The 22,368-nt window shown below is 43.2% G+C and carries 18 protein-coding genes and 1 pseudogene; 6 read left to right on the top strand and 13 right to left on the bottom strand.

What is annotated here, in order from left to right:
* A complete protein-coding gene (gene carB, locus ACSYSN_RS03740) occupies window positions 1-3,177 on the top strand; it encodes a carbamoyl-phosphate synthase large subunit (protein ID WP_491712808.1) in 3,177 nt (1,058 codons plus the stop codon).
* Window positions 3,178-3,215: 38 nt separating this feature from the next.
* Here carB and ACSYSN_RS03735 read toward each other — a convergent pair whose 3' ends face one another.
* The gene (locus ACSYSN_RS03735; RefSeq protein ID WP_491712896.1) at window positions 3,216-4,910 is read right to left on the bottom strand and encodes an Rqc2 family fibronectin-binding protein; all 1,695 of its coding nucleotides are present in this window, start codon (window positions 4,908-4,910) and stop codon (window positions 3,216-3,218) included.
* 358 nt (window positions 4,911-5,268) lie between these two features.
* Here ACSYSN_RS03735 and ACSYSN_RS03730 point away from each other — a divergent pair, with 358 nt between their 5' ends.
* From ACSYSN_RS03730 to ACSYSN_RS03720, 3 genes and pseudogenes are all read left to right on the top strand, one after another.
* Window positions 5,269-5,688 carry a MarR family winged helix-turn-helix transcriptional regulator gene (locus tag ACSYSN_RS03730; protein ID WP_491712807.1) on the top strand — a complete coding sequence of 140 codons (420 nt, stop codon included), beginning with the start codon at window positions 5,269-5,271 and terminating at the stop codon, window positions 5,686-5,688.
* Between the two features lie 70 nt (window positions 5,689-5,758).
* The gene (locus tag ACSYSN_RS03725; protein ID WP_491712806.1) at window positions 5,759-6,634 is read left to right on the top strand and encodes a DegV family protein; all 876 of its coding nucleotides are present in this window, start codon (window positions 5,759-5,761) and stop codon (window positions 6,632-6,634) included.
* A 23-nt stretch (window positions 6,635-6,657) separates the two neighbouring features.
* Window positions 6,658-7,283, top strand: a pseudogene (locus ACSYSN_RS03720) (NUDIX hydrolase).
* A 73-nt stretch (window positions 7,284-7,356) separates the two neighbouring features.
* Here the strand turns inward: ACSYSN_RS03720 and ACSYSN_RS03715 are convergent.
* From ACSYSN_RS03715 to ACSYSN_RS03705, 3 genes are read right to left on the bottom strand one after another with little or no spacing between them, the layout of a single operon-like run.
* Window positions 7,357-7,581 (bottom strand): IS3 family transposase, encoded by a 225-nt coding sequence (locus ACSYSN_RS03715; RefSeq protein ID WP_491711754.1) that lies wholly within the window; start codon window positions 7,579-7,581, stop codon window positions 7,357-7,359.
* Between the two features lie 3 nt (window positions 7,582-7,584).
* Window positions 7,585-8,187, bottom strand: a complete 603-nt coding sequence (locus tag ACSYSN_RS03710; RefSeq protein ID WP_491711753.1) for a DDE-type integrase/transposase/recombinase — start codon at window positions 8,185-8,187, stop codon at window positions 7,585-7,587.
* Window positions 8,188-8,219: 32 nt separating this feature from the next.
* Window positions 8,220-8,753: a helix-turn-helix domain-containing protein gene (locus tag ACSYSN_RS03705; RefSeq protein ID WP_491711752.1), complete on the bottom strand. Its 534-nt coding sequence runs from the start codon at window positions 8,751-8,753 to the stop codon at window positions 8,220-8,222.
* Window positions 8,754-9,473: 720 nt separating this feature from the next.
* On the opposite strand from ACSYSN_RS03705, the gene ACSYSN_RS03700 reads away from it, so the two are divergent.
* Window positions 9,474-9,833 carry a helix-turn-helix domain-containing protein gene (locus ACSYSN_RS03700; protein ID WP_317638187.1) on the top strand — a complete coding sequence of 120 codons (360 nt, stop codon included), beginning with the start codon at window positions 9,474-9,476 and terminating at the stop codon, window positions 9,831-9,833.
* Window positions 9,834-9,889: 56 nt separating this feature from the next.
* Here the strand turns inward: ACSYSN_RS03700 and ACSYSN_RS03695 are convergent, their stop codons facing one another.
* The 4 genes from ACSYSN_RS03695 to parE form a co-directional block, all read right to left on the bottom strand.
* Window positions 9,890-10,819 (bottom strand): manganese-dependent inorganic pyrophosphatase, encoded by a 930-nt coding sequence (locus tag ACSYSN_RS03695; protein WP_491712805.1) that lies wholly within the window; start codon window positions 10,817-10,819, stop codon window positions 9,890-9,892.
* Between the two features lie 22 nt (window positions 10,820-10,841).
* Window positions 10,842-11,789, bottom strand: a complete 948-nt coding sequence (locus ACSYSN_RS03690; protein ID WP_491712804.1) for a LysR family transcriptional regulator — start codon at window positions 11,787-11,789, stop codon at window positions 10,842-10,844.
* A 142-nt stretch (window positions 11,790-11,931) separates the two neighbouring features.
* The gene (gene parC / locus ACSYSN_RS03685) at window positions 11,932-14,385 is read right to left on the bottom strand and encodes a DNA topoisomerase IV subunit A (RefSeq protein WP_491712803.1); all 2,454 of its coding nucleotides are present in this window, start codon (window positions 14,383-14,385) and stop codon (window positions 11,932-11,934) included.
* Between the two features lie 15 nt (window positions 14,386-14,400).
* A complete protein-coding gene (gene parE / locus ACSYSN_RS03680; RefSeq protein ID WP_491712802.1) occupies window positions 14,401-16,359 on the bottom strand; it encodes a DNA topoisomerase IV subunit B in 1,959 nt (652 codons plus the stop codon).
* Between the two features lie 97 nt (window positions 16,360-16,456).
* Here parE and plsY point away from each other — a divergent pair, with 97 nt between their 5' ends.
* On the top strand, window positions 16,457-17,092 hold the full coding sequence (plsY, locus tag ACSYSN_RS03675; protein ID WP_491712801.1) for a glycerol-3-phosphate 1-O-acyltransferase PlsY: 636 nt from the start codon (window positions 16,457-16,459) through the stop codon (window positions 17,090-17,092).
* A gap of 94 nt (window positions 17,093-17,186) precedes the next feature.
* On the opposite strand, the gene ACSYSN_RS03670 is transcribed toward plsY, so the two are convergent.
* From ACSYSN_RS03670 to trmFO, 5 genes are read right to left on the bottom strand one after another with little or no spacing between them, the layout of a single operon-like run.
* Window positions 17,187-18,074: an aldose 1-epimerase family protein gene (locus ACSYSN_RS03670; protein WP_491712800.1), complete on the bottom strand. Its 888-nt coding sequence runs from the start codon at window positions 18,072-18,074 to the stop codon at window positions 17,187-17,189.
* 18 nt (window positions 18,075-18,092) lie between these two features.
* Window positions 18,093-19,502 (bottom strand): ATP-dependent protease ATPase subunit HslU, encoded by a 1,410-nt coding sequence (gene hslU, locus ACSYSN_RS03665; RefSeq protein WP_491712799.1) that lies wholly within the window; start codon window positions 19,500-19,502, stop codon window positions 18,093-18,095.
* A 15-nt stretch (window positions 19,503-19,517) separates the two neighbouring features.
* A complete protein-coding gene (gene hslV, locus ACSYSN_RS03660) occupies window positions 19,518-20,042 on the bottom strand; it encodes an HslVU peptidase proteolytic subunit (RefSeq protein ID WP_317638178.1) in 525 nt (174 codons plus the stop codon).
* Complete coding sequence (locus ACSYSN_RS03655) at window positions 20,042-20,968, bottom strand: tyrosine recombinase (RefSeq protein WP_491712798.1); 927 nt, start codon at window positions 20,966-20,968, stop codon at window positions 20,042-20,044. Before ACSYSN_RS03655 ends, hslV begins: the two co-directional genes overlap by 1 nt.
* A 1-nt stretch (window position 20,969) precedes the next feature.
* Window positions 20,970-22,286, bottom strand: a complete 1,317-nt coding sequence (trmFO, locus tag ACSYSN_RS03650; protein ID WP_491712797.1) for a methylenetetrahydrofolate--tRNA-(uracil(54)-C(5))-methyltransferase (FADH(2)-oxidizing) TrmFO — start codon at window positions 22,284-22,286, stop codon at window positions 20,970-20,972.
* Window positions 22,287-22,368: the final 82 nt, after the last annotated feature.

Genomic DNA, 22,368 nt, shown 5'->3' with positions numbered 1-22,368 from the left:
ATGCCCTTAGAAAACGACTTGACCAAAATTTTAATTATCGGTTCAGGGCCAACGCTAATTGGTAATGTCTCTGAAACAGATGTTTTAACCTCAGATGCAATTAGGGCTCTTTTAGAAGAAGACATTCAGGTCATTCTAGTGAACCCCAACCCGGCCACTATTTCAACTGACAAACAGCCTGGGGTAACCGTCTACCTGGAACCCATGTCGCTGGACTTTCTCAAACGAATTATCCGCATGGAAGAACCGAGTGCAATCATGCCAGCTTATGGATCAACAATGGGACTTAAGGTAACCCGTGAATTGGTTCATGACGGTATCCTTAACCAGATGGGCATCCGTTTGTTGACGCTTAATGAACAGACCCTAAGGCTGCACAGCCACCAACAAATGGCGACTTTTTTAGAGCAAAACGAGCTGACGGTTAATCGCTACTGGAAGCTATCTGACTTTGCCAGCAATGATTTGGAACAACAACTAGCTGCTCGCGTGATTTTTCCGGTCTTAGTTATTAAGGAAGAGCACTACCAGCACAACAAACAGGCTGTATTTGCCAATGCTCAAGCAGTAGTTGAATACTTCAAAAAAGAACGGCAAAACGAAGACTTTTCAGCTGACCGCTACCAGTTAACGGAAGATTTATCAGCCTGGGAAGAGGTCATCCTGAATATTATCCGCGATCGCAATGGCAATACCCTCATTACCGGTTTAGCTGATACCATTGAACCAGTATCGATTAATTCAGGTGACTCTGCTGCAGTTATGCCAGCACTAACATTGAACAATGACCAGGTACAAAAAATCCGCCAAATTGCCCAGCAGATTGCTAACGGTCTCGAAATGGTTGGAGTTTTAAATATGCACTTTGCAGTTAGGCATGAGGGCACCAAGTTTGCCGTCAAAATCTTAACCATTAAGCCACGTCTAACTCGCAGCGCTATTTGGGTGCAACGGACTGCGCTCTACAGCGTGGGCTATGTGGTCTGCAAGGTGGCGATTGGTTACCACCTTAATGAAATTACTGACCCCTTATCAGGACTCTCGGCTGCCATTGAACCTACTTTTGATAAGGTAGCAATCAGAATGCCGTTTTGGTCACTAATTCAATCTGGCTGCAATCACTACAATTTGGGTAATCGAATGCAGGCTAGTGGGGAAACCATTGGAATTGGCCGCAACTTTGAAACGGCCTTTATGAAGGGCTTAACGTCAACGATAAATACGCAGATTGCGTTAAGCGTTTTTCGCCGAGAAAAAGCCAAGGAAAAAGATGAAATCATCCAGGATCTTTTACATCCCGATGAACTACACCTCATTAAGGTACTTGCGGCAATCTCCAAAGGCCTTAACTATCAGGAGTTGCAACACCTGATTTTCATTCATCCCGTCTACTACCAAAAGCTGGAACATCTGGCCAAAATTAGTTGCCAGTTAAGTGAGGCAGAGGTAACGGATGAATTACTACTAGAAGCCAAAAAGTGTGGCTTTACCAACGTAGTTATTTCTGAGCTAACCGCAATTAACCTGGATACCTTAAAAAAGCGACTTGCCAAATTGCAGCTCAAACCATCATACCTGCGCATTGATGGCTCTGCCGGCATCTACGCTCCGCGCGTTCAGGCCTATTATAGTGCCTATGACGTAGAGGATGAATCAGCACCACCTACTGCTAACCAAAAAATACTGGTAGTGGGCATGCTACCACTGCAGGTTTCAGTCACCAATGAGTTCGATTACATGATTAGTCATGCACTAGATACTTTACATAATAATAATTATGACACAGTCCTTTTATCTAACAATGATGAATCTGTGGCTACCAGCTACCGCAGGGCAGACAAGGTATACTTTGAACCGATTTCCGTTGAAAATATTCTGAATATCGCTGCTAAAGAGCAGATTAAAGATGTCCTCCTGCAATTCTCGGGTAAGGAGGTCAATGCTCTGGGTAAAAAGCTAGTTGAGTACGGGTTAAATGTACTTGGAACGCATGGCGTTAACCCCAAAGACCGAATTGAGCAAGTTCTAACCGGACCCATGAAGACCCTAAAGCAAAATCCACTTTTGACTACGGTGGACAGCAGTGAAGCCAAGAATTTCGTCAATACACACGACTTTCCAATTTTGGTCGGTGGCTTTAACAATCAGGGGGTTAAACAAAAGTCGGCCGTCGTTTATGATCGACCGGCCCTTAAAAAATATCTGGCTGAAAACCAATTATCAAAGATTTCTTTATCGCATTTCATTGAAGGCAACAAGTATGAAATTACCGCCATCTCTGATGGCCAAGATGTTACCATTCCGGGCATTATCGAACACCTAGAACAGACTGGATCTCATGCTTCTGATTCGATTGCCGTTTTCAAACCCCAAACCCTCTCCAAAACAAACAAGAAACTGTTACTGGAATACGCGGTTGATTTAATTAAACGCGTGCACATGCGCGGTATCTTCACACTACATTTTTTGACTGCTGCTAAAAACATTTACCTCTTACAAGTTAAACCCTTTGCCGGACATAATGTTGCTTTCTTGTCCAAGTCCCTTGGTAAAGATATTACGGCCTGCGCCACTGCGGTTTTAACTGGTCAGAAGCTAAAAGAGCTTGATTACAGAAGTAAACTTTGGCCTTCAAATAACTTTATTTACGTCAAAATGCCGGTCTTTTCCTATGTTGACTACAACAGCGACAACACCTTTGATTCTAAAATGAAGTCTTCGGGGGCGGTTACAGGTCGGGATACCCAATTGGCCAAGGCCTTATATAAGGGTTATGAGGCAAGCGGGCTCCGCATTCCTAGTTTTGGGACAATCTTTATTTCGGTCAGAGACGAGGATAAGGAGAAGATGACAGCATTGGCACAACGATTTGACCGGTTGGGGTTCAAAATTGTGGCAACTGAGGGAACGGCCAACGTTTTTGCCGAGGCTGGTATTACTACTGGCGTGGTCAGCAAGGTCCATTCAGAGCCCAATAACCTGCTCGAGAAAATTCGCCAGCATAAAATCGTTCTGGTCGTTAACATCACTAACTTGTCTGATACCGCGAGCGGAGACGCCATCAGGATTCGGGATGAAGCCTTGAATATCCATATCCCGGTTTTTTCCAGTATTGAAACAACGGAATTAATCTTAACGGTCTTAGAGTCGCTATCATTGACCACTCAGCCGGTTTAACGCTCATAAAAAGAGGAAGCAGCTTGCATCCTCTTTTTTTAGTCTATTCTTTTACTTAAAACACGGTCTTTTTCAGGTGTAACCTCGATAGAGTTTTGACCAGTATAAATGACAAAGCCGGGCTTGGCACCATTAGGTTTCTTGACCCGCTTAGTTTGAACATAATCAACTTGCACGTGAGCGGAATCTTTTCCCTTTGAAAAATATGCAGCAATTTCCGCCGTCTCAAGTATATCTGCTGGGCTAGGCTGGTCATCCTGCAAAATGACGTGAGAGCCGGGAATATCTTTAACATGGAACCACATATCAGTCTTGCTGGCCTTTTTGAACGTTAACCAGTCATTTTGATAATTGTTCTTACCAACCAATACTTGCTTACCAGAAGTAAGTCGAAAGCGATTTAAGTTACGTTCCGTCATTTTTTTGCGCCGGCGCTGCTTCTGCGGACGTTTTAAATAGCCCTGATTGGTCAATTCATCAGTAATCTGATCAATATCTTGGGGCTCAGCATTATCAATGGCCGTTTGAATTGTCTCAAAGTAAGCCAAATTGCTCTGTGCCAAAGTAATTTGTTCTCTAACATGTTTAATCGAATCGCGTAATTTCTTGTAGCGAGTAAAATACTTTTGGCCGTTCCGGGCAGGAGAGAGGGCTGAATCTAGCTTTATTTCAAGCGGTTGGTTATTGTCATAATAATTTGGTAACACAATCTTGGTCATGCCAGACTTCACTTGTCCCAAGTTGGCGTTAAGAATTTCCCCGCAAATCCGGTAGTTTTCAGAATTCTCCGCTTGGTCAAGCTGTTTTTCCAACTTGGAGATTTTTTTGCTAAGCTTTTTTCGTTCGTTTTTCACGACCCGCTCAACTTGTCCCGCCTTTTGCTTAACCCAATCATGTTGGGACTGGTTAAGGTAGAATTGTTCCAGTGCATGATTGAAGTCGGGATCAACGCCCTCTTTAATCAGGTCCAAATGGTAGGGCAGGTAAGGGAAGAGCTTATGCTGATGGTCAGGCGTTTTTAATAGAAATGCGCTCGGCTGGGGCTGGTCGAATTGTCCCATAAAGGTCTTAAAGGCAGAATAAGAAAAAGCATCCTCTAAGTAACCACTTAATTCACGGCGATCATCACGATCCAAGCCGCTTACTTGCTTAGCAAAATCTGCTGGATTAAGCGCTTGGGCCTTTTGCTCAAAGTCTTTTTCAGTCAGCTTAAAGCCGTTAATTCCGGGGATTAGTGGCGGTAACTCATACTTGGCCTTGGGCAAAAGGAGCCGGACCCGATTTTCTTCAGGCGCAATTCGCTTGAGTAAGTCAATAATGTGCCCGCTCGCCGCATCATACAAAATAACGTTACTGTGGCGGCCCATAAGCTCTACTGACAACACTAATTTAACTTGATCACCCAGTTCGTTACGGTTGCTGAATGAAAAATTAACAATGCGGTCGAGCCCAACTTGCTCAATCTCCTGCAAAACCGAACCTTCTAAGTACTTACGCAAAACCATCACAAAAGTAGGAGCCTGGTCAGGATTATGAATTGCCTGCTTAGTTAAATAAAATTTAGGGAATTGCGGATTGGCCGAAACTAGCAGCTGGTAATTTTTACGTTCTTTGCGAAAAGTCAAAACTACATCATGTTCAAATGGCTGATATATCTTGGCCAGCCGACCATTGACCAAAATCGGTCTAATACTGTTTAACAGGCTGTGAATGAATAATCCATCAAAAGCCATCATTTATCACCTCAACTAACGAGCTCTATTATATCAATCATTTGACCATAAGTATAAAAAAGTGCCACACCCATTACCTGAAAATAAGTTACTACTATTGATATATCAACAACAGCATTTGGTAAGACATTTACATAAGTTACTACTATTGATATATCAACAACAGCATTTGGTAAGACATTTACAGTAGAAAACTGGTATACTGTTGACATAGGCGTAAGGTTATCGCTACAATTAATTATAAGCTAAAAATAATACTTCTTAATTGTTTCACGCGTTCGTGGTTGCCTGGTCTGGTCTTTTTACCACCGTGTTGACCACTTTGTTGTTTATTTCTTTAAATGGAAAAGGTATGTAAATGGATATTTTATCTTTCAGTACAATCGCAGAAAATATCAAAAAAGAAATTAGCCACCGCTGTGGTTTGAATCTTTCACAAACTAGAATTCTGCTTTATTTTCAGCAGAACAATAATACGGCTTTGAAAATGGGCGATTTGGCTACTTACTTAAAGATTTCATTATCCACCCTTAGTAGACAACTTCAACAAAAGAAAACCATGGAGTTAGTCACGATTACACGCTCCGAAACGGATTCTAGCAAGACTGTCGTGCTTAACCAGGCAGGCTTAAAGAAAGTTGCTGAATTAAAAAAAACTTTGAGTGAAATTGAAAACTCCTTGTTTGCTGGCACTTCAGACCAAGAAGTTACCGAGTTTAATCGTATTTTCACTACTTTACTAAATAAGACTGCCAGCCAAAATCATTTTAAGCAGTAGTCGAATCGCTTGTTATTTTATGCTATAATTTTCTATATTGCATATCCAAATAGAGCGAAAGGTAAATTAGATGAAAATTGCATTAGTTACTGATAGTACTAGCGTTATAAGCAAACAAGAAGCCAAGGACAACCATATTATCGTTGTCCCTATTCCAATTATCATTGGTAATAAAGAATACCTGGAAGGGGTCAACATTACTTCTGACCAGCTATTTGACTTGCAGCGACAGGGGGCAGACTTCCCCAAGACTTCGCAACCAAGTATGGGTAGTATGATTCAGCTTTTTGACCAGTTGCTTGATGAAGGTTATGACGCAATTATTGCTATTACCTTATCCAGCGGAATTTCTGGCTTTTATCAGACGTTATGCAACGTTGCCCAGACGAATCCGCAATACAATCTGCACGTTATCGATTCGAAGATGACCGTGCGGCTGCAAGGAAACTTAGTTTTAGCAACAGCACGGATGATTAAGAACCAGGTCGAACTGGATAAAATTATTGAACGCACAAAAGAAATTCGGGCTACCATTGACGAGATATTCGTTGTCAACGACTTAAATAATTTGAGCCGCGGCGGTCGGTTAAGTAATTCCAGTGCCTTTATTGGCTCAATGTTAAACATCAAGCCCTTGTTAACCTTTGAAGATGGCAACATTGTAGCTTTTGATAAAATTCGGTCAATGAAGCGTGCTTTTGCCAAAATCAAAGAGCTGATGCTCCAAAAAATTGCCGATTTACCATATCAAGACCAGATTAAGCTGTTCATTATTGATTCTAACGATAGCAGCCAGGCTGCAGAGGCGAAGCTCTTTTTGGAAGAGAATTTTCCGAATCAAAATATTTCGCTTACTAAGTTTACACCAGTAGTAGCAACTCATTTAGGTGAAAAGTCACTGGCAATCGGTTGGATGATTGATATCGAGAAAATTGACTTGTCATAAATGACCAAGAGGTAAAACAGTACATGGAAAGGCAAGATCAGTTTACTCGCTGGGCAATTAAACTGCAGAGCTTAGCCCAGAATGGTTTGGAATATGGCCATGATCGCTTTGATTTAGAGCGTTACCAAGAAATTAGGGACATTGCGACGGAGATGATGGTGGCCAAAACGGTTTACCGGTCAAGCAAATCAAGGCTCTCTTTAGTAGTGAAGATGGCTATCAAACACCCAAATTAGGTACGCGTGCGGCAATTTTTAATGGGTCAAAAATTCTCCTGGTTCGCACCAACCACTGGTCACTTCCTGGTGGTTGGTGCGAACCTAATACCAACGTTGCGGACAATTGCATTAAAGAAGCTAAAGAAGAGTCCGGTCGGGATATTGTGCTTGACCGGGTGATTGCCATCCGCAACCACCAAGCTAACGTTCATAACCATGAACGGGTTGAACGGGCCATCAATGTCTGTAACGTCTTCTTTTTGGCCCATAAAGCGGGCGGTGACTTTAGCCCAAATACCGAAACTGATGCTTGTCAATACTTTGATTACGATCATTTACCGCCACTCTCGGTTCAACGGAACAGCCAAGCCGAAATCAAAATGTGTTTTGCTGCTCTTAAGGATGCCAATTGGCAAGTCAGATTTGACTGATTACTAAAAGGCAAACATTATATATCTCAAAAAAGCGTTGGTTGAAGTTAACCCCTAGAATTGGACATTAACATTATTTCATATTTGCTAAGGCCGTGTTCCGATATTCAATCGGGGTGCGGCCTTTTAGCGTGTGCCTGATTCTAGTTTGATTGTAGTATTTGATCCACTTTTCCATGGCCTCCTGCAGCACCTTCTTAGTAGGATAGGTATAGGTGTAGTAGTCTAGCTCAACCTTCATGATGTGAAAGAGACTCTCGCAGGCCGCATTGTCGTGGCAGGTGGCTCGCCGCGACATGCTTTAAAAAATGTGATGCTGCTTTAGGGTCTGGCAATATGCTTTGGACTGGTATTGAATGCCTTGGTCGCTGTGAATCGTCATGCGGTAAGGCAGTTTAGGCCGGCTGACCAAAACCTGTTTGAGTCCATCCAGCACATACTTGGTCTGTGGCCGCTGACTAATGGTGTAGCTGATGATTTCACCACTGTAAAGGTCTTTAAAAGGTGAGAAATATATCCGTTCACTCATGCTCTTATTGCCATAGCGAAATTCACTAATATCGGTGACTATCTTTTGATAGGGCCGATTCGTCTTAAACTTTTGGTGGAAGCGATTCTTGGCCTTCTTGCCTTGAGGACCCTTGGATGAATCATACTTGCCTGCACGCAGGTTGTATTTGCACGCCAGCAGACCTTGTTCTTTCATCAACCGGTAAACCCGTTTATGGTTTACCTTGAGACCATACTTGATTTTTAGCGTATCGGTCATGGGCAGGTAGCCAAAGCTGGGATTATGCCTTTTAACCACTTTAATTAGCGACAGTAAAGCCAGATCGCTGTACCTTTTTCGCCTGCTGCTCGGGTGATACTCATAGGTGCTCTTGGCTAAAAAGCTATAGTGCAATAGTTCTTGCAGTTGATAGTTATGCTCATGCCTTAGCTCTTGGATGATGGTCCGTTCTTCTTGCGTTGAGCGTCTTTGCGCCGAGCTAAGGCCTCGACTTTTTTTAAGTAGTCGTTCTCAATGTGGAGCTGGCGATTTTCTAAGCGCAGCCGCTCTAATTCAGATAACTCGCTGCTGGTATACTTACCTGGTTTTTTAGGTGATTTATTCATCGGTGGTCGGCCTCGTTTAGTAAAGAGTGCATCAAGTCCGCCCTCGTCAAAACGTTTTTCCCAAGTATAAATTAAGCTAGGGGAGGAAATCTTGAAGTGAATGGCGGTATTTTGATAGGTCTCGTCATGTTCTTTTCTCCAGTTTAAGACTTGGAGCTTGAATTGACCACGATAATTTTGCGAAGTGCGCTGAATTTCTAAACCCTGCACGCCAAAGTGCTGGTATTGCCCTGCCCAAGTATCAATTGTTTGATGTGAGCCAGCACCAATTATTTGGGCCACAGAGCAACTGCTATAGCCATCTTTGAGCAAGTTAAGTGCTTGTAATTTTTGTTCAACGGTAAATTTAACCATAGTAAAACCCTCCAGATGGATTTTGGTCCAATCTAGAGGGTTAACTTCAGGTACTTTTAAAGCCAACGCTTTTTTAGGCGGCTACATTGGAAGTAAGATAGATCAAAGGCATTTTCATCATTTACTTTACATAATATATATTATACGAAGTTATTGCCCATTAACTTTCCAACACTGATTCTTTAAAACATTTTCACAACTTTGTTACATTATTCTCAGTGACAGCCGACCGCTCGTTATTGAATTATTTCGCCGATTACTGATTATTAGGGCAAAAAAGCAGTGTCCGTAAGTCTGCATTCTATAACATTTCGTTTTAATATAATACAAATTTATAATTATATAACATTAATTTATATAAAATTTATATAATGGTAATAATATAACCTTTTTTTAAACAATAAAATGCTATATCTGCCCATATAGCAAGTAGTTACACTTTTTAGGATTTCACCTATCTTTTTTCCTTTTTTTATTTTAAGTGTATTTTTTTAATGCATTTTTATTTCATTTTCTTGCGATTTGACTTACAATACTAGCTGGGGGTATAGTTTAAAATGATTTTTCTGACAATAACCTTCTTAGTCTTAGTTTTAGTCGGAAATGAGCATTTTTACTAGTTATTTTTATTGTATTAGTTGTATTGGTTAATTCTATTGTTATTCTATATCGGCACATATAGAACATGGAATTACTTTGGAAAGGGTTGAAATTTATTCCATGAGCATTAATTTAGGAAAAGAGATATGTCGCCGTCGGCGTGAACAAAAGCTGACTCAGGAAGATCTGGCTGAGTTAAGTGATTTATCGGTAAACTTTATCTCACGGCTTGAGCGTACTAAGAATCAGAATATTAGTATTCAAAAACTCGACTCAATTGCGCGAGCTTTAAATACTACTACACCTGACATCATTATGAACGCATATCGTTTTAAGGAAGTTAAGGTTGAAAATCACCAAGATAACACCCCGGTGTTCATCAAGAAAGTTCTCAACGAGTTGAGAAAGATGGCTCCGGATAAGGCCGAAAGAGTATGTAAGTCTTTTATTGTCCTGGCCAAAGAAATTAATAAAGATTAATTTCAAAAAAACACGAGATCGGTTTAAAACCGATCTCGTGTTTTTTTATTTTTTGCTTACTTAAAAGCTCCCGTCAACTGTGGTACAACCTGCTTTTTTCGTGACACCACGCCCGGTAAGCTAATTTCAGCATCCTTTACGGGTCCAAAGGCTTGTTCAAAAGCCTGCTGCGCTTCCCCTGATCCGATCACCAAAGCAGTTGAGTCTGAGTCTAAAACATTAGTAATCAATAACATAAATAAGTCGTAATGCTCAGCATCGGAGACCGTCCGCATTGCCTGTAAAAATGCTTCTTTCCGTTCCATTGCTTCAGGTAGATCAACGACGTTAATCTGCGCAACGCGCACCTTCTTGTCAGCTAAGTCAAAACTCTTAGCATCTAAATTGATCAGCTCATGCTCAGACTTGCCGGCAATATTGGTACCCGCCTTTAGTTCTTCCAAACCGTATTGCTCATAATCAACTCCGGCAATCTTGGCCAAGGCCTTAACCGCTTCATGATCATCGGCAGTCGTTGTCGGTGATTTTAAGAGCAAAGTATCCGAAATAATAGCTGACAACATAATGCCCGCAATATTTTGCGGTATCTCAACCCCATACTGTTGGTATAGCTTCCACATGATCGTACTTGTACAACCAACAGGTTCTGCCAGATAAAACAAGGGCATGGTTGTATTAAAGTTCATAATCCGGTGATGGTCAACCACGTGAGTGACCTCCACTTGATCAATATCAGCAACGCTCTGCTGGGGTTCATTATGATCTACCAGCATGACCTTGTCCACCTCATTGGCAGCGGTCTTAATAACTCTGGGCTCCTTAAAACCAAACTTAGCCAGGGCAAAGGCGGTTTCGTCATTGGCTTTACCCAAAGCCACAGCTTCTGTATTAAAGCCCCGTTTATTTTGTAAATATGAATAAGCGATTGCGGTACCGATCGCATCCGTATCTGGATTTTGGTGACCAAAAACTAACTCTTTTTCCATTTAAAAACTCTTCCTCTTCTTCCTATTTATCAGCTTGCTTAGCCAAAAAATCTTTAAACTCCGTCAAAAATTTCTTAATGCGGGGTACATCATTCTTGCCCTTGCGGTAAATAACTGAAATCGTATATTCCTGCTCATCTTTCAAATAAATTGGTGTTAAACTAATTTCTTCTTGGTGATGTTGGTAGTATGCACCACTGACAAAGGTATCATAGCTGGTCTCTTCAGCAGTTGCTACTAACTGCCTGGTTGATGAGAAGCGCATTGGCGCTTTTAGACCATTCTTGGCGTTAATTTTGCTACCAAAATTTGCTTTCATAATTTTAGTCAGATAAAAGTGATCTGGATAAGCCACCCATTGCCGATTTTTAAGCTGAGCCGGCGAATACGATTTACCAGCTTCTAGTTTACTATCATGAGTCAAAATTGTTAACCGATCAGAACAAATTTTCATCCAGTCATATTGATTCTGCAAGTTACTTTGACTCTTCTTCATCGTCTGCGGAACATAAAAAATTGCCAAATCAATCAGATTATTATCCAAGTTATACCATAAATCCTTGCGGTTAAAATAATTAATACCGGTAATAATATCCGGTGTCGCTTGATTAAACTTGATCAAAAATTGCCGCACTAATTCAGCGTCTACGCCTTCCAGCACGCCAATTGTGATATTGCCCTTATCGGCTTGGGTAAATTCTTGGATATCACTCACAACACCATTGATTGTACTAATCAATTTGATTGCACCTGTTTGCAATTCCTTGCCAGCTTCAGTTAGATAAAGCTGCTTCCCCATCTGGCCAAAGAGCGGTGTGCCAATTGCCCGTTCTAATTTTTTGATTTGCTGGGTTAAAGCCGGTTGTGTAATTCCTAAAATTTGCGCAGCTTGAGTATAATTCATCGTATCAATTAGCTGCAAAAAATAGTGTAAAGACTTGGTCGAGAGTATTGTATCTGTCTTAGGCATATAATTTATTCCTTCTGTTTTTAGCAAAATTGGTCTCAGTTATATGCTTATTATTAAACAAAAAGATCTCTATGTCAAAATATACTTTGAATACAATTAAATCATTTCATAAACAAATAATGATATTTAAATAAACTAATTATTATTCGGAACTCAACGGGCGCCCCATCTTTAAGCTAACCGGGCGGCCATCGCTGACGGTATCAACCACAAATGAACCATTCGAATAACGGTCACCCAACGGAAATTCATTACTTTGGAGCTTTATTTGTCGTCTACTGCTAGTTGTGATAATAAGAATGTGGTCTTGAACATAGGCAGACAATGCCGCAATTCGATGCGGTTTTGCTTTAAGCTCGCGCAGCACAAGGACTCCCCGTTTGGCCCGCGAGATCCGGTTGATTAACTTAGCTTTAAACTGCTTAAAGGCACCGCGCTGGGTGACTATACCCACCCGCATCTGATCCAGATACTCCGGGTTAATTAAAAGATAAGACACAATCAAGTCATCAGCTTTAAGGTTGACCGACTTAACTCCAGCAGCTTTGGCTCCCAACTCGGGAATTTCACTTACACAATAGCGAACAGCATAAGCATTTTTAGTAAATAAAATAATTTCCGCCGCTGTGTCCGGCTTAACCACATCAACCCGGACCAGCTGGCTGTCTTTTTGCTTCATCTTCATTGCCGTAATGGCGCGTGATCGATAAGTTCTGGTTGGTTGCAGATTGGCCAATTTTAACTGCTTAATGTAGCCGTCATCGCTGGCCAACAGGAAGTTAACCTCTTCTTCCAAATGATCAAAGGCGAAGACGCGAATAATCTGTTCTGCGCTGTCTAAACCGATTTCTTGGGATAAGTGTTGACCAGTCTCTTTCCACTTGGCCTCAACGAGCTCATTCACTGGACGGAAAATAACATTGCCCCGATTGGTAAAGAGGTAGAGATTGGTCAGGGTCGATAGGGTCTTGGCATAAATAACCTCATCTCCATCCGGTAACCCATTATCTTCATCATCACTAGATTGCCATGAACGCAGTGACGAGCGCTTCAAGTAGCCCTCGCGACTAATCAAAACCCGCACCTGTTCATCTGCAACTAAGGCTTTTTCATCGATTTGGATCTTGGCCGTTGCACCAGAGATTTCAGTTCTGCGCGGATTGCCAAATTCGCGCTTGACGGCCAGTAACTCCTTAACAATTTCTTTTTCCAAAACCTGGCGATCAGCCAGCAGTTCACGGTACTGGGCTATTTTTTCGTTTAAAGCAGCTTGTTCTGCTACCAGTGCATCCACATCGGTGTTAGTCAACCGGTATAATTGCAAGGAACCAATTGCTTCTGCCTGCCGCGGCGTAAAATCAAACTTGTCCGTCAAGTTATCCTTTGCTGCTGCCTTATTTTTAGAGGCCCTGATAACCTTAATAACCTGGTCCAGAATATCCATTGCATGAACCAGACCTTGGATAATTTCCAAACGGTTCTCGGCCTTATTCAGATCATATTTAGTTCGCTTAGTAATTACGTCTTTTTCGTGTTCCAGATAAGAGGACAGGATGTGCTTAAGTCCAACTTGCATCGGTGTCATGTCATCAATTGCGACCATGTTGAAGTTATAGGAAACTTGCAGTTCCGTATTCTTAAATAGGTAATTTAGAATATTTTGGGCATCCGCACCCTTCTTCAATTCGACCACCATGGAAAGTCCATGCCGGTCGGTCTCATCACGCACTTCGGCTATTCCATCAATTTCCTTGTTCAACCGAATTTCGTCCATTTTTTTGACTAGGAGCGCCTTGTTAACCGCAAAGGGAATCTCCGTAATCACAATTTCTTCGCGATGACCGCGCAGCTCTTGAATTGTCGTCTTGGCCCGCACCTGGATCCGGCCCCGACCAGTTCGATAGGCTTCCTCTAAGCCCTCTTTGCCCATGACAATCGCGCCAGTGGGAAAGTCAGGCCCTTTCACAAAGTTCATTAACTCTGCCAAAGAAGCTGCTGGATTCTTTAATAAATAAACCGTTGCATCAATGACTTCGCTGAGATTGTGCGGCGGAATTTCGGTGGCATAACCAGCCGAAATTCCCGTTGACCCATTAACCAGTAAATTAGGAAAACGGACTGGCAGCACCGTCGGCTCATATTCAGTATCATCGAAGTTGAGCACCATGTTGACGGTGTCTTTGTCAATGTCGGCTAGCAGCATATTAGAGATCTTGCTGAGCCGTGATTCAGTGTACCGCATGGCCGCAGGTCCATCCCCATCCATTGACCCATTATTGCCGTGCATCTCAACTAGAGTTTCGCGCATTTTCCAATTCTGGGAAAGGTGCACCAGGGCACCATAAATTGAGCTGTCACCGTGGGGGTGAAAGTTACCCATGATATTACCAACGGCTTTGGCTGCCTTTTTAAAGGGCTTATCATAAGTATTATTATCGCGGTACATCGCAAACAGAATTCTTCTTTGCACCGGCTTTAGACCATCGCGAATATCTGGTAAGGCCCGTTCCTGGATGATGTACTTCGAATACCGCCCAAAACGTTCGCCCATGACCTGCTCGAGCGGCATTTCACGGATTCGTTCTTTTGTAGCCATTAATCAAAAACCTCTTTACTCATTTTCTTCTTCTAGGATTGAAGCATCTTCGCCTAGTCTGAACTTAACATTCTCTTCAATCCACTTTCTCCTGACGGCTACCTTGTCGCCCATCAGGGTGGTCACACGGCGCTCAGCTAGAGCAGCATCATCAATCTTCACCCGGATTAGCATTCGTGATTCAGGGTTCATGGTAGTCTGCCACAGCTGTTCAGCATTCATCTCCCCCAATCCTTTGAAGCGCTGCAAAGCATAGCCGCGGCCCATCTGTTCTTCATCAAGGGATAATTCCTCATCTGTCCACGAATACTTAACCTGGACCTGCTTACCATGCCCCTTTTGCAAGCGATAAAGCGGCGGCAGGGCAATGTAAATCTTTCCCTCTTCAATCATCGGCCGCATATAACGGTAAAAAAAGGTTAAGAGCAAGATTTGAATGTGGGAGCCATCATCGTCGGCATCCGTCATAATGATGACCTTATCATAGTTGGCATCTTCAACCTTAAATTCTGTTCCCACACCCGCACCAATGGTATAGATCATCGTGTTGATTTCTTCATTTTTAAAGATATCTTGCAATTTGGCTTTTTGCGTGTTCAAAACCTTGCCGCGCAGGGGTAAAATTGCTTGAAACTTCCGGTCCCGCCCTTGCTTGGCCGAGCCTCCGGCAGAGTCACCCTCGACTAGGAATAGTTCATTCTTCTTCGGGTTACGGGATTGGGCTGGCGTTAGCTTACCCGATAAGACCTCTTTCTTACGCCGCTTCTTACCATTGCGGGTCTCGTTGCGCGCCTTCTTAGCTGCTTCACGAGCATCCCGGGCACGTTGGGCCTTCTTGACTAATTCCTGAGCCAATTCGCCTTTTTCCATTAAGTAGTAGGACATTTGCTCATAAACAATTGCATCGACAATTGACCTGGCCTGCGGTGTCCCTAACTTGCCCTTGGTCTGGCCCTCAAATTCAAGTAATTCTTCCGGAATTTTAACCGACAAAACCGCACTGAGCCCTTCGCGATAGTCCGAACCATCGATATTCTTGTCTTTTTTACTGAGTAGACCTTGCTTCTTAGCATAATCGTTAAAGGCCCTAGTAAAGCCGCTCCTAGCCCCAGCTTCGTGAGTTCCACCATCAGAGGTGCGGACATTGTTAACAAAGGAAACGAGACTTTCGGAATAGCCGTCACCATATTGCCCGCTGAATTCAACCTCAATCTCGTCCTGCTTGCCCGTGAAGTAAAAGACGTCACTCAACGTATCCTTACCCTCATTTAAGTAAGCTACAAAGGACTGGATACCATTATCATACTTAAAGTCATCATGATGTTCCGGTTCACGTTCATCAGTCAGGACAAAACGCACACCCTTCAACAAAAAGGCTGATTCACGGATTCTTTCTTGAATTGTCTCGTACTTGTATTTAGTCGTTGAAAAGACCTTTTCATCGGGTTTAAAAGTGATCGTTGTACCTGTTGGTTCCTTAGTCTTACCTAGACGCTTCAAACTACCAACCGGGTGACCGCCATCCTGGAATTCTTCCTCGTAAGCCACGCCGTCTCGAACAACCTTAACATCCATGTAACTGGACAAAGCATTAACGACAGAGGAACCAACACCGTGCAGACCACCCGAAGTCCGGTAATTCTGCTCGGTAAACTTTCCCCCCGCATGCAAGACCGTTAAGATAACCTCGATGGTCGGCTTTCCCGACTTATGCATTCCTGTCGGCATCCCCCGCCCAAAATCACGCACAGTCACACTGTTATCTGGGTGAATCGTCACATCAATTTCTTGACCAAATCCAGCCATTGCCTCATCGACTGAGTTATCAACGATTTCATACACTAATTGGTTTAAACCGTGAATGTCAGTCGACCCGATGTACATTCCCGGACGCTTACGCACGGCTTCTAGACCATGAAGAATCTGGATCGCTGAGTCATCATAAGAACTTGTTTTTGTATTTGGCTTAGTCAAAAAAACTCCTCCAGTTTTACATCATTTATTTATTTTAATCCTCATTCCCCGCAATCTTTGATAAAATAGCCTTAGATAGCAAGAGAGTAGGATATAAATGATAAATCTAAAATTAATACTGGTATTTATTCTAGCATACTTAATTGGTTCCTTCCCCACCGGTGTGATAATTGGGAAAATATTTTTTGCCAAAGACATTCGCAACCATGGTTCAGGCAACATTGGCACAACTAATTCATTCCGGGTGTTTGGACCTTTTGCAGGTAGCCTAGTGCTAGTCATCGATGTCCTCAAAGGCACATTGGCCACCACCCTGCCGCGCCTCATGCATGTACCAGGACCCCAATATCTGCTGCTAATTTCAGGCGGCTTGGCTATTTTAGGCCATACCTGTTCGATTTTTCTTAAATTTAAGGGCGGTAAAGCAGTAGCAACTAGTGCCGGACTCTTCCTGGGCTACAACCTAAAGTTTTTTGGTGTCTGTGCCTTAATCTTCCTACCCCTAGTCTTTATTACCTCATACGTCAGTCTGGCTAGTCTAATTTCCGTGGTCTTGATTTTTATCGTCACTTTTTTCTTCCATGACGTCTATCTGGAACTAATTCTGGGTTGTATCATGGTTGTTCTTTTTGTGCGCCACCGGTCTAATATTAACCGCCTGATCCATCACAAGGAAAATATCATCCCCTTTGGACTCTGGTACTGGTACAAAAAAAGGCATGACCTATTATAAGCTAGCTTAAGCGCAGCGATCGCCCTTGTTGCCCCACTAGCAAATAAATAAAAGTTCCCAAGTCAGCTGACTTGGGAACTTTTATTTTGGCTGATTAATCCTGATCGTGAAAAGCCATGCTGAAGCCGGCTGAAAAAGTATTACCCGGAGCTAAGTGGTTCATACCATACTTTTCTTCCAACTTGCCATTGCTATCAATGCGGTCAGCAATTCCCCACCAGGGCTCGATGCAGACAAAATCAGCAGTTTGCGGATACTGGGACCAGACTCCCACAAAAGGTGCATCTCTTAGCCAGACATTAACGTGAAAGTTACTTGTATCGGTCTTAAGCGACACCCGATTGTCATGTCCACGTAATTGAAAAATCAGCGCATCATGCTTGAACAGATGGTCGCTAAGTGTAATCAAACTATTAGTTGAAGCCAGCGAGCGGTTGGGCCAGTCCAAAAAAGCACCTTTAAGCGGAATTTGAACTCGCGCAAGTGACGGCTTAGTCGAAAAATAAAAATCTTCTTTGCTCGTTGCCTTAGAAGTTGGGATGTTAAAACCGGGATGACCACCAATCGCAAAAATCAGCTCACCGTCAGTCTTATTGGTGACCGTGAAATTCTCCTCCAACAGGTTATTGAGCAAGTTGTAATTCACCCGCAACTCAAACTCAAAGGGATAGCTTTTTTTAGTTTCTTCTGAGTCAGTCAATAAAAAAGTGATACTCTCCCCATCCTGATGCTCAACTGCAAAGTCCAAGTCCCGGGCAAAGCCATGCTGGGACATGTGATAGGTCTTGCCCTGGTAGGTGTACTGATCATCTTTTAGTCTGCCGACAAAGGGAAACAAAATCGGGGCATGCCGCTGCCAAACACTGGGATTAGCTTGCCAGATATACTCATAATCCGTATGTTGGCTCTTGACGCTTTGAATTTCCGCGCCCTTACTCGAAATAACTACTTGCAAAATACTATTTTTGATGGTGTAGTCCATACTTACACACCGCCTTCATTAAAGAATAAACTTAGTCAAATCCCTATTAGTTATTATATCACTAAGTTTTTCATTAACGTATGCTTCAGTGACTGTTATTTCGCCCATTGCCATATCTGGCCCCTCATAGAGCACATCTTCTAGCAATTTTTCCAGAATTGTCGACAGCCGCCTAGCACCAATATTATCGGTCCCCTGGTTGACGTCATAAGCAATCTGCGCAATGCGCTCGATTGCTTCCTGGGTAAAGATCAACTTGATACTATCGGACTTCAGTAAGGCCACATACTGCTCCAGCAATGAATCAGCCGGATCTTTCAAAATTTTAACAAAGTCATCCTTAGTCAGGGGAGCGAGTTCCACTCGAATGGGAAAACGTCCCTGAAGCTCTGGAATTAGATCACTTGGTTTAGCCTCGGAGAAAGCACCAGCGGCAATAAAGAGAATGTGCTCGGTCGACACGGGACCGTACTTAGTTTGAACTGTGGATCCTTCTACGATCGGCAAAATGTCCCGTTGAACTCCTTCCCGTGAAACTTCACCAGAAGTCTTTTGATTACCAGCCGCAATCTTGTCAATTTCATCAATAAAAATAATACCATTATTACTGGTACGCTCAATGGCCTTTTGGTAGATGGAGTCATAATCCACCATCTTACGAGATTCTTCTTGAATCAGTACTTCACGCGCATCTCTTACTGGCAAGGTGCGCTTAATCCGTTTCTTAGGAGCCAAATTATTCATTAGGCTGCTCATGTCAATCCCCATTTGCCCCATCATATCACCCATTGGATTGACTTTAGGAGCCTGTTCGACCTCAATTGTAACTTCGCGATCTTCTAACAGACCCTTATTTAATTGTTCAGAAACGCTCAAGCGCTCATTACGGACAGCATCTGTAACTTCTTCTTGCCCAGTGTCAGGTGAAGCCTCTGCGCTGGCACCGCCTCCCATTAACATCGACATCATATCTTGCATCTCTTGCAACTGATTTTTATGTTGCTCGTGCTTGATGCCAGGAACTAGCAGACGTACTAGTGTCTTATTTACCTCTTTGGTTGCCCGCGGCCGAATACGGTCAAACTGACTCTTTTCTTCCATTCGGACAGCTTCGTTAACCAAGTCGCGCACCATTGATTCAACGTCGCGACCAACGTAGCCCACCTCGGTAAACTTAGTTGCTTCAACCTTTACGAAGGGAGCTTGCACGATCAAAGCCAGTCTTCTGGCAATTTCTGTCTTACCAACACCAGTGGGACCAGCCATTAGTAAGTTCTTGGGCGTGATATCCTCCTGCATTTTAGTTGGCAGCTGCATCCGTCGATATCTGTTGTATAACGCAACAGCAACCGCTTTTTTCGCCTCATCTTGACCAATGATGTATTTGTTCAGTAATTCAACGATTTGTTTTGGTGCTTTAGTTTCCATAAAAATCCACTACCTCTATAGCTCATCAACATTTATTTGATCGTCAGTGAAAACATCAATTCCTGCTGCGATTTTAACTGCTTCACGGGCTATTTCACTGGCTGATAAGTCTACCCCGTGACGCGTCATGGCAATTGCTGCCGCCTGAGCAAAATTGCCCCCCGAGCCAATTGCCACCACATTTTCATCCGGTTCAAGTACCTCACCATTCCCCGAAATTAACAGCAGATCATGGTCATTAAAGGCAATTAACATTGCTTCCAACTTTTGTAAAGTAGCATCCTTACGCCAAGATTGAGCCATTTCAACTGCAGCTCGCCGCAAGTCACCACCAAATTCTTCTAGCTTACTTTCAAGCATTTCTTGCAAGCTAACCGCATCAGCCACGCCACCGGCGAAGCCAATAACGACGCGGTCATGATAAATTCGTCGGATTTTTTTGGCAGTTGCTTTCGCAATTACTTTTTCACCTAAAGTAACCTGACCATCACCGGCGATCGCTGTTTTTCCATTAAATTTTACTGAACAGATTGTTGTCATTATTTTGCCTTATCTTTCTTATCATTACGGGTAAAAAACTTCTCATAATTTTCTTGCAAGTGGCGCATCGTCACGTGAGTATAGAGCTGGGTAGTCGACAAGTTGAGGTGGCCCAGCAATTCCTGAACACTGCGCAAGTCAGCACCATTATTAAGCATTGCCGTTGCAAAGGAATGACGCAGTTCATGCGGATGCACTTTCCCATTAATACCTGCACTATTGAAGACCTTTTGCATGACATATTCAATACCACGTGCAGTTAATTGACGACCTCGATTATTCAAAAAAACAAAGCCGTGGTCCGTTTGTTCCCCCAGCAGCTGCGGGCGAGCAGTTGTTAAATAGTTGCTTAATGCTGTTTTAGTTGCCTCATCGAAAGCTACATAGCGGTCCTTATTACCCTTACCGTGTACCAGAATAACCTTCAAATCGAGTTCAACCTGACTTATGGTCAAACCGCTGACCTCACTCACTCGCATGCCAGTCGTATAAAACAATTCAAACATCGCCAGGTTACGCATGGTCAGTGGCTGACTACCGGTCAATGAAGCAAATACCTGCTTTAATTCAGGTGCGTAAAAGAACTGCGGTAGTTTATGGTCACTGGTTCGCAGAACAATCGCCTGGGTTGGATCTACCTTGATGATCTTCCGCCTGGTCAAAAAGCGGTAAAAAGCACGCATACTCGACATTTTACGGGCCTGCGTGGTACGTGCTAGCTTCCGATCGGCAAGATTTTGTAAAAAAACCTCAACATCACGTTTACTAACCTTTTCCCAACCACTAAAACCACCGTTGTCCTGCCAAAACGACCTCGCCTCAAGCAAGTCAATGCGGTAGGACTTAACGGTTTGCGCACTGTAATGCCGCTCATTTCGTAAGTATGAAATAAAAAGCTGTACCAACTCATCTTTGTCAAAAGCCATTTTAAGTAAGTACTTCCTGCTTAAACTCGGCAAGCTGGGCCAAACTACGTTCGCTAATCTTTTCGTGACGTTCCCGCTTGTTGCGCACTTTTTTCCCTTCTAGGCCCGGAATCAGGGCAAAGCTAGCATTCATTGGCTGAAAGTGCTTGACACTGGCAGTCGTCACATAATTGGCCATTGACCCGAGTGCCGTAGTCTTGGGAAAGGATACTACTGCTTGACCTAATACTGCTCTAGCTGCATTAATGCCAGCAACTAGTCCGCTGCCTGCACTTTCAACATAACCTTCAACTCCGGTTACCTGTCCGGCAAAGAATAAGCCAGCTTGCTTTTGAGCCTCATAACTCTTAGTCAAAACTGCAGGTGAAGCCATATAGGTATTGCGGTGCATCTTGCCATAGCGGATGAAGCGTGCCTCAGCCAGTCCTGGAATAAGCGAAAATACCCGCTTTTGCTCACCATATTTGAGGTGGGTCTGAAAGCCAACTAAATTATACATCGATGCAGCTGCATTGTCCTGGCGTAGCTGCACAACGGCATAAGGCAGTTTACCCGTCCGCGGATCTTCTAGTCCCACTGGCTTAAGTGGTCCAAAAAGCATCGTCTTAGCACCACGAGCAGCCATTACCTCAATTGGCATACAGCCCTCAAAAACATTGTCTTGTTCAAAACTATGGACTGCAGCCGTTTCCGCCTTAACCAATTCCTGGGCAAAATTTTCATATTCTTCTTGGGTCATTGGGCAATTAAGATAGGCCGCCTCGCCCTTGTCATACCGCGACTTACGATAAACAATCTCCTGATCGATTGAATCAGCCGCCACAATTGGAGCAGCGGCATCAAAAAAATGTAGACTTTGCGCTCCCGAAAATTGCTGTATCTGCTCTGCCAGAGCATCGCTAGTTAGTGGCCCGGTAGCCACAATCGCTATCCCCGCTTGAGGTAGGGTCTTAACTTCAGCGTCATGAAAAATTACATTAGTTAGGCTATGCAATTTTTGGGTGATATAGGCGCTAAACTCATCCCGGTCAACCGCAAGAGCACCGCCTGCTGGAACCTGTGTCCGATCAGCCGCGGCCATGACTAGTGAATCGAGCTGCCGCATTTCTTCCTTTAACAGGCCCACCGCATTAGATAACTGATTTGACCGCATTGAATTGGTACAAACTAGCTCTGCCAATTCACCCGTCTTGTGTGCAGGGGTCATTTTTTGGGGTCTCATTTCATAAAGGTCAACGGGAATACCGCGCTTGGCCAGTTGCCAGGTCGCCTCACTGCCGGCTAAACCGCCACCTATTACAGTTACACTTTTAGGCATATTATAAATTCCTTTACTAAAAATAATTGCTTAATAAAAGAATATCATCAAATCACTCTGGATTTGATGATATTTAGGTAAT

This window comes from Lactobacillus sp. ESL1191, from assembly GCF_058504435.1.
Note: the sequence above shows the minus strand (reverse complement) of the source record. Positions and strands in the feature narration are given on the sequence as shown.

Bases quoted from the DNA above. Each gene is read 5' to 3' on its own strand.
- carB (WP_491712808.1), top strand. From the start codon at position 1: ATGCCCTTAGAAAACGACTTGACCAAAATTTTAATTATCGGTTCAGGG.
- ACSYSN_RS03735 (WP_491712896.1), bottom strand. From the start codon at position 4,910: ATGGCTTTTGATGGATTATTCATTCACAGCCTGTTAAACAGTATTAGA.
- ACSYSN_RS03730 (WP_491712807.1), top strand. From the start codon at position 5,269: ATGGATATTTTATCTTTCAGTACAATCGCAGAAAATATCAAAAAAGAA.
- ACSYSN_RS03725 (WP_491712806.1), top strand. From the start codon at position 5,759: ATGAAAATTGCATTAGTTACTGATAGTACTAGCGTTATAAGCAAACAA.
- ACSYSN_RS03715 (WP_491711754.1), bottom strand. From the start codon at position 7,581: ATGTCGCGGCGAGCCACCTGCCACGACAATGCGGCCTGCGAGAGTCTC.
- ACSYSN_RS03705 (WP_491711752.1), bottom strand. From the start codon at position 8,753: ATGGTTAAATTTACCGTTGAACAAAAATTACAAGCACTTAACTTGCTC.
- ACSYSN_RS03700 (WP_317638187.1), top strand. From the start codon at position 9,474: ATGAGCATTAATTTAGGAAAAGAGATATGTCGCCGTCGGCGTGAACAA.
- ACSYSN_RS03695 (WP_491712805.1), bottom strand. From the start codon at position 10,819: ATGGAAAAAGAGTTAGTTTTTGGTCACCAAAATCCAGATACGGATGCG.
- ACSYSN_RS03690 (WP_491712804.1), bottom strand. From the start codon at position 11,789: ATGCCTAAGACAGATACAATACTCTCGACCAAGTCTTTACACTATTTT.
- parC (WP_491712803.1), bottom strand. From the start codon at position 14,385: ATGGCTACAAAAGAACGAATCCGTGAAATGCCGCTCGAGCAGGTCATG.
- plsY (WP_491712801.1), top strand. From the start codon at position 16,457: ATGATAAATCTAAAATTAATACTGGTATTTATTCTAGCATACTTAATT.
- ACSYSN_RS03670 (WP_491712800.1), bottom strand. From the start codon at position 18,074: ATGGACTACACCATCAAAAATAGTATTTTGCAAGTAGTTATTTCGAGT.
- hslU (WP_491712799.1), bottom strand. From the start codon at position 19,502: ATGGAAACTAAAGCACCAAAACAAATCGTTGAATTACTGAACAAATAC.
- hslV (WP_317638178.1), bottom strand. From the start codon at position 20,042: ATGACAACAATCTGTTCAGTAAAATTTAATGGAAAAACAGCGATCGCC.
- ACSYSN_RS03655 (WP_491712798.1), bottom strand. From the start codon at position 20,968: ATGGCTTTTGACAAAGATGAGTTGGTACAGCTTTTTATTTCATACTTA.
- trmFO (WP_491712797.1), bottom strand. From the start codon at position 22,286: ATGCCTAAAAGTGTAACTGTAATAGGTGGCGGTTTAGCCGGCAGTGAG.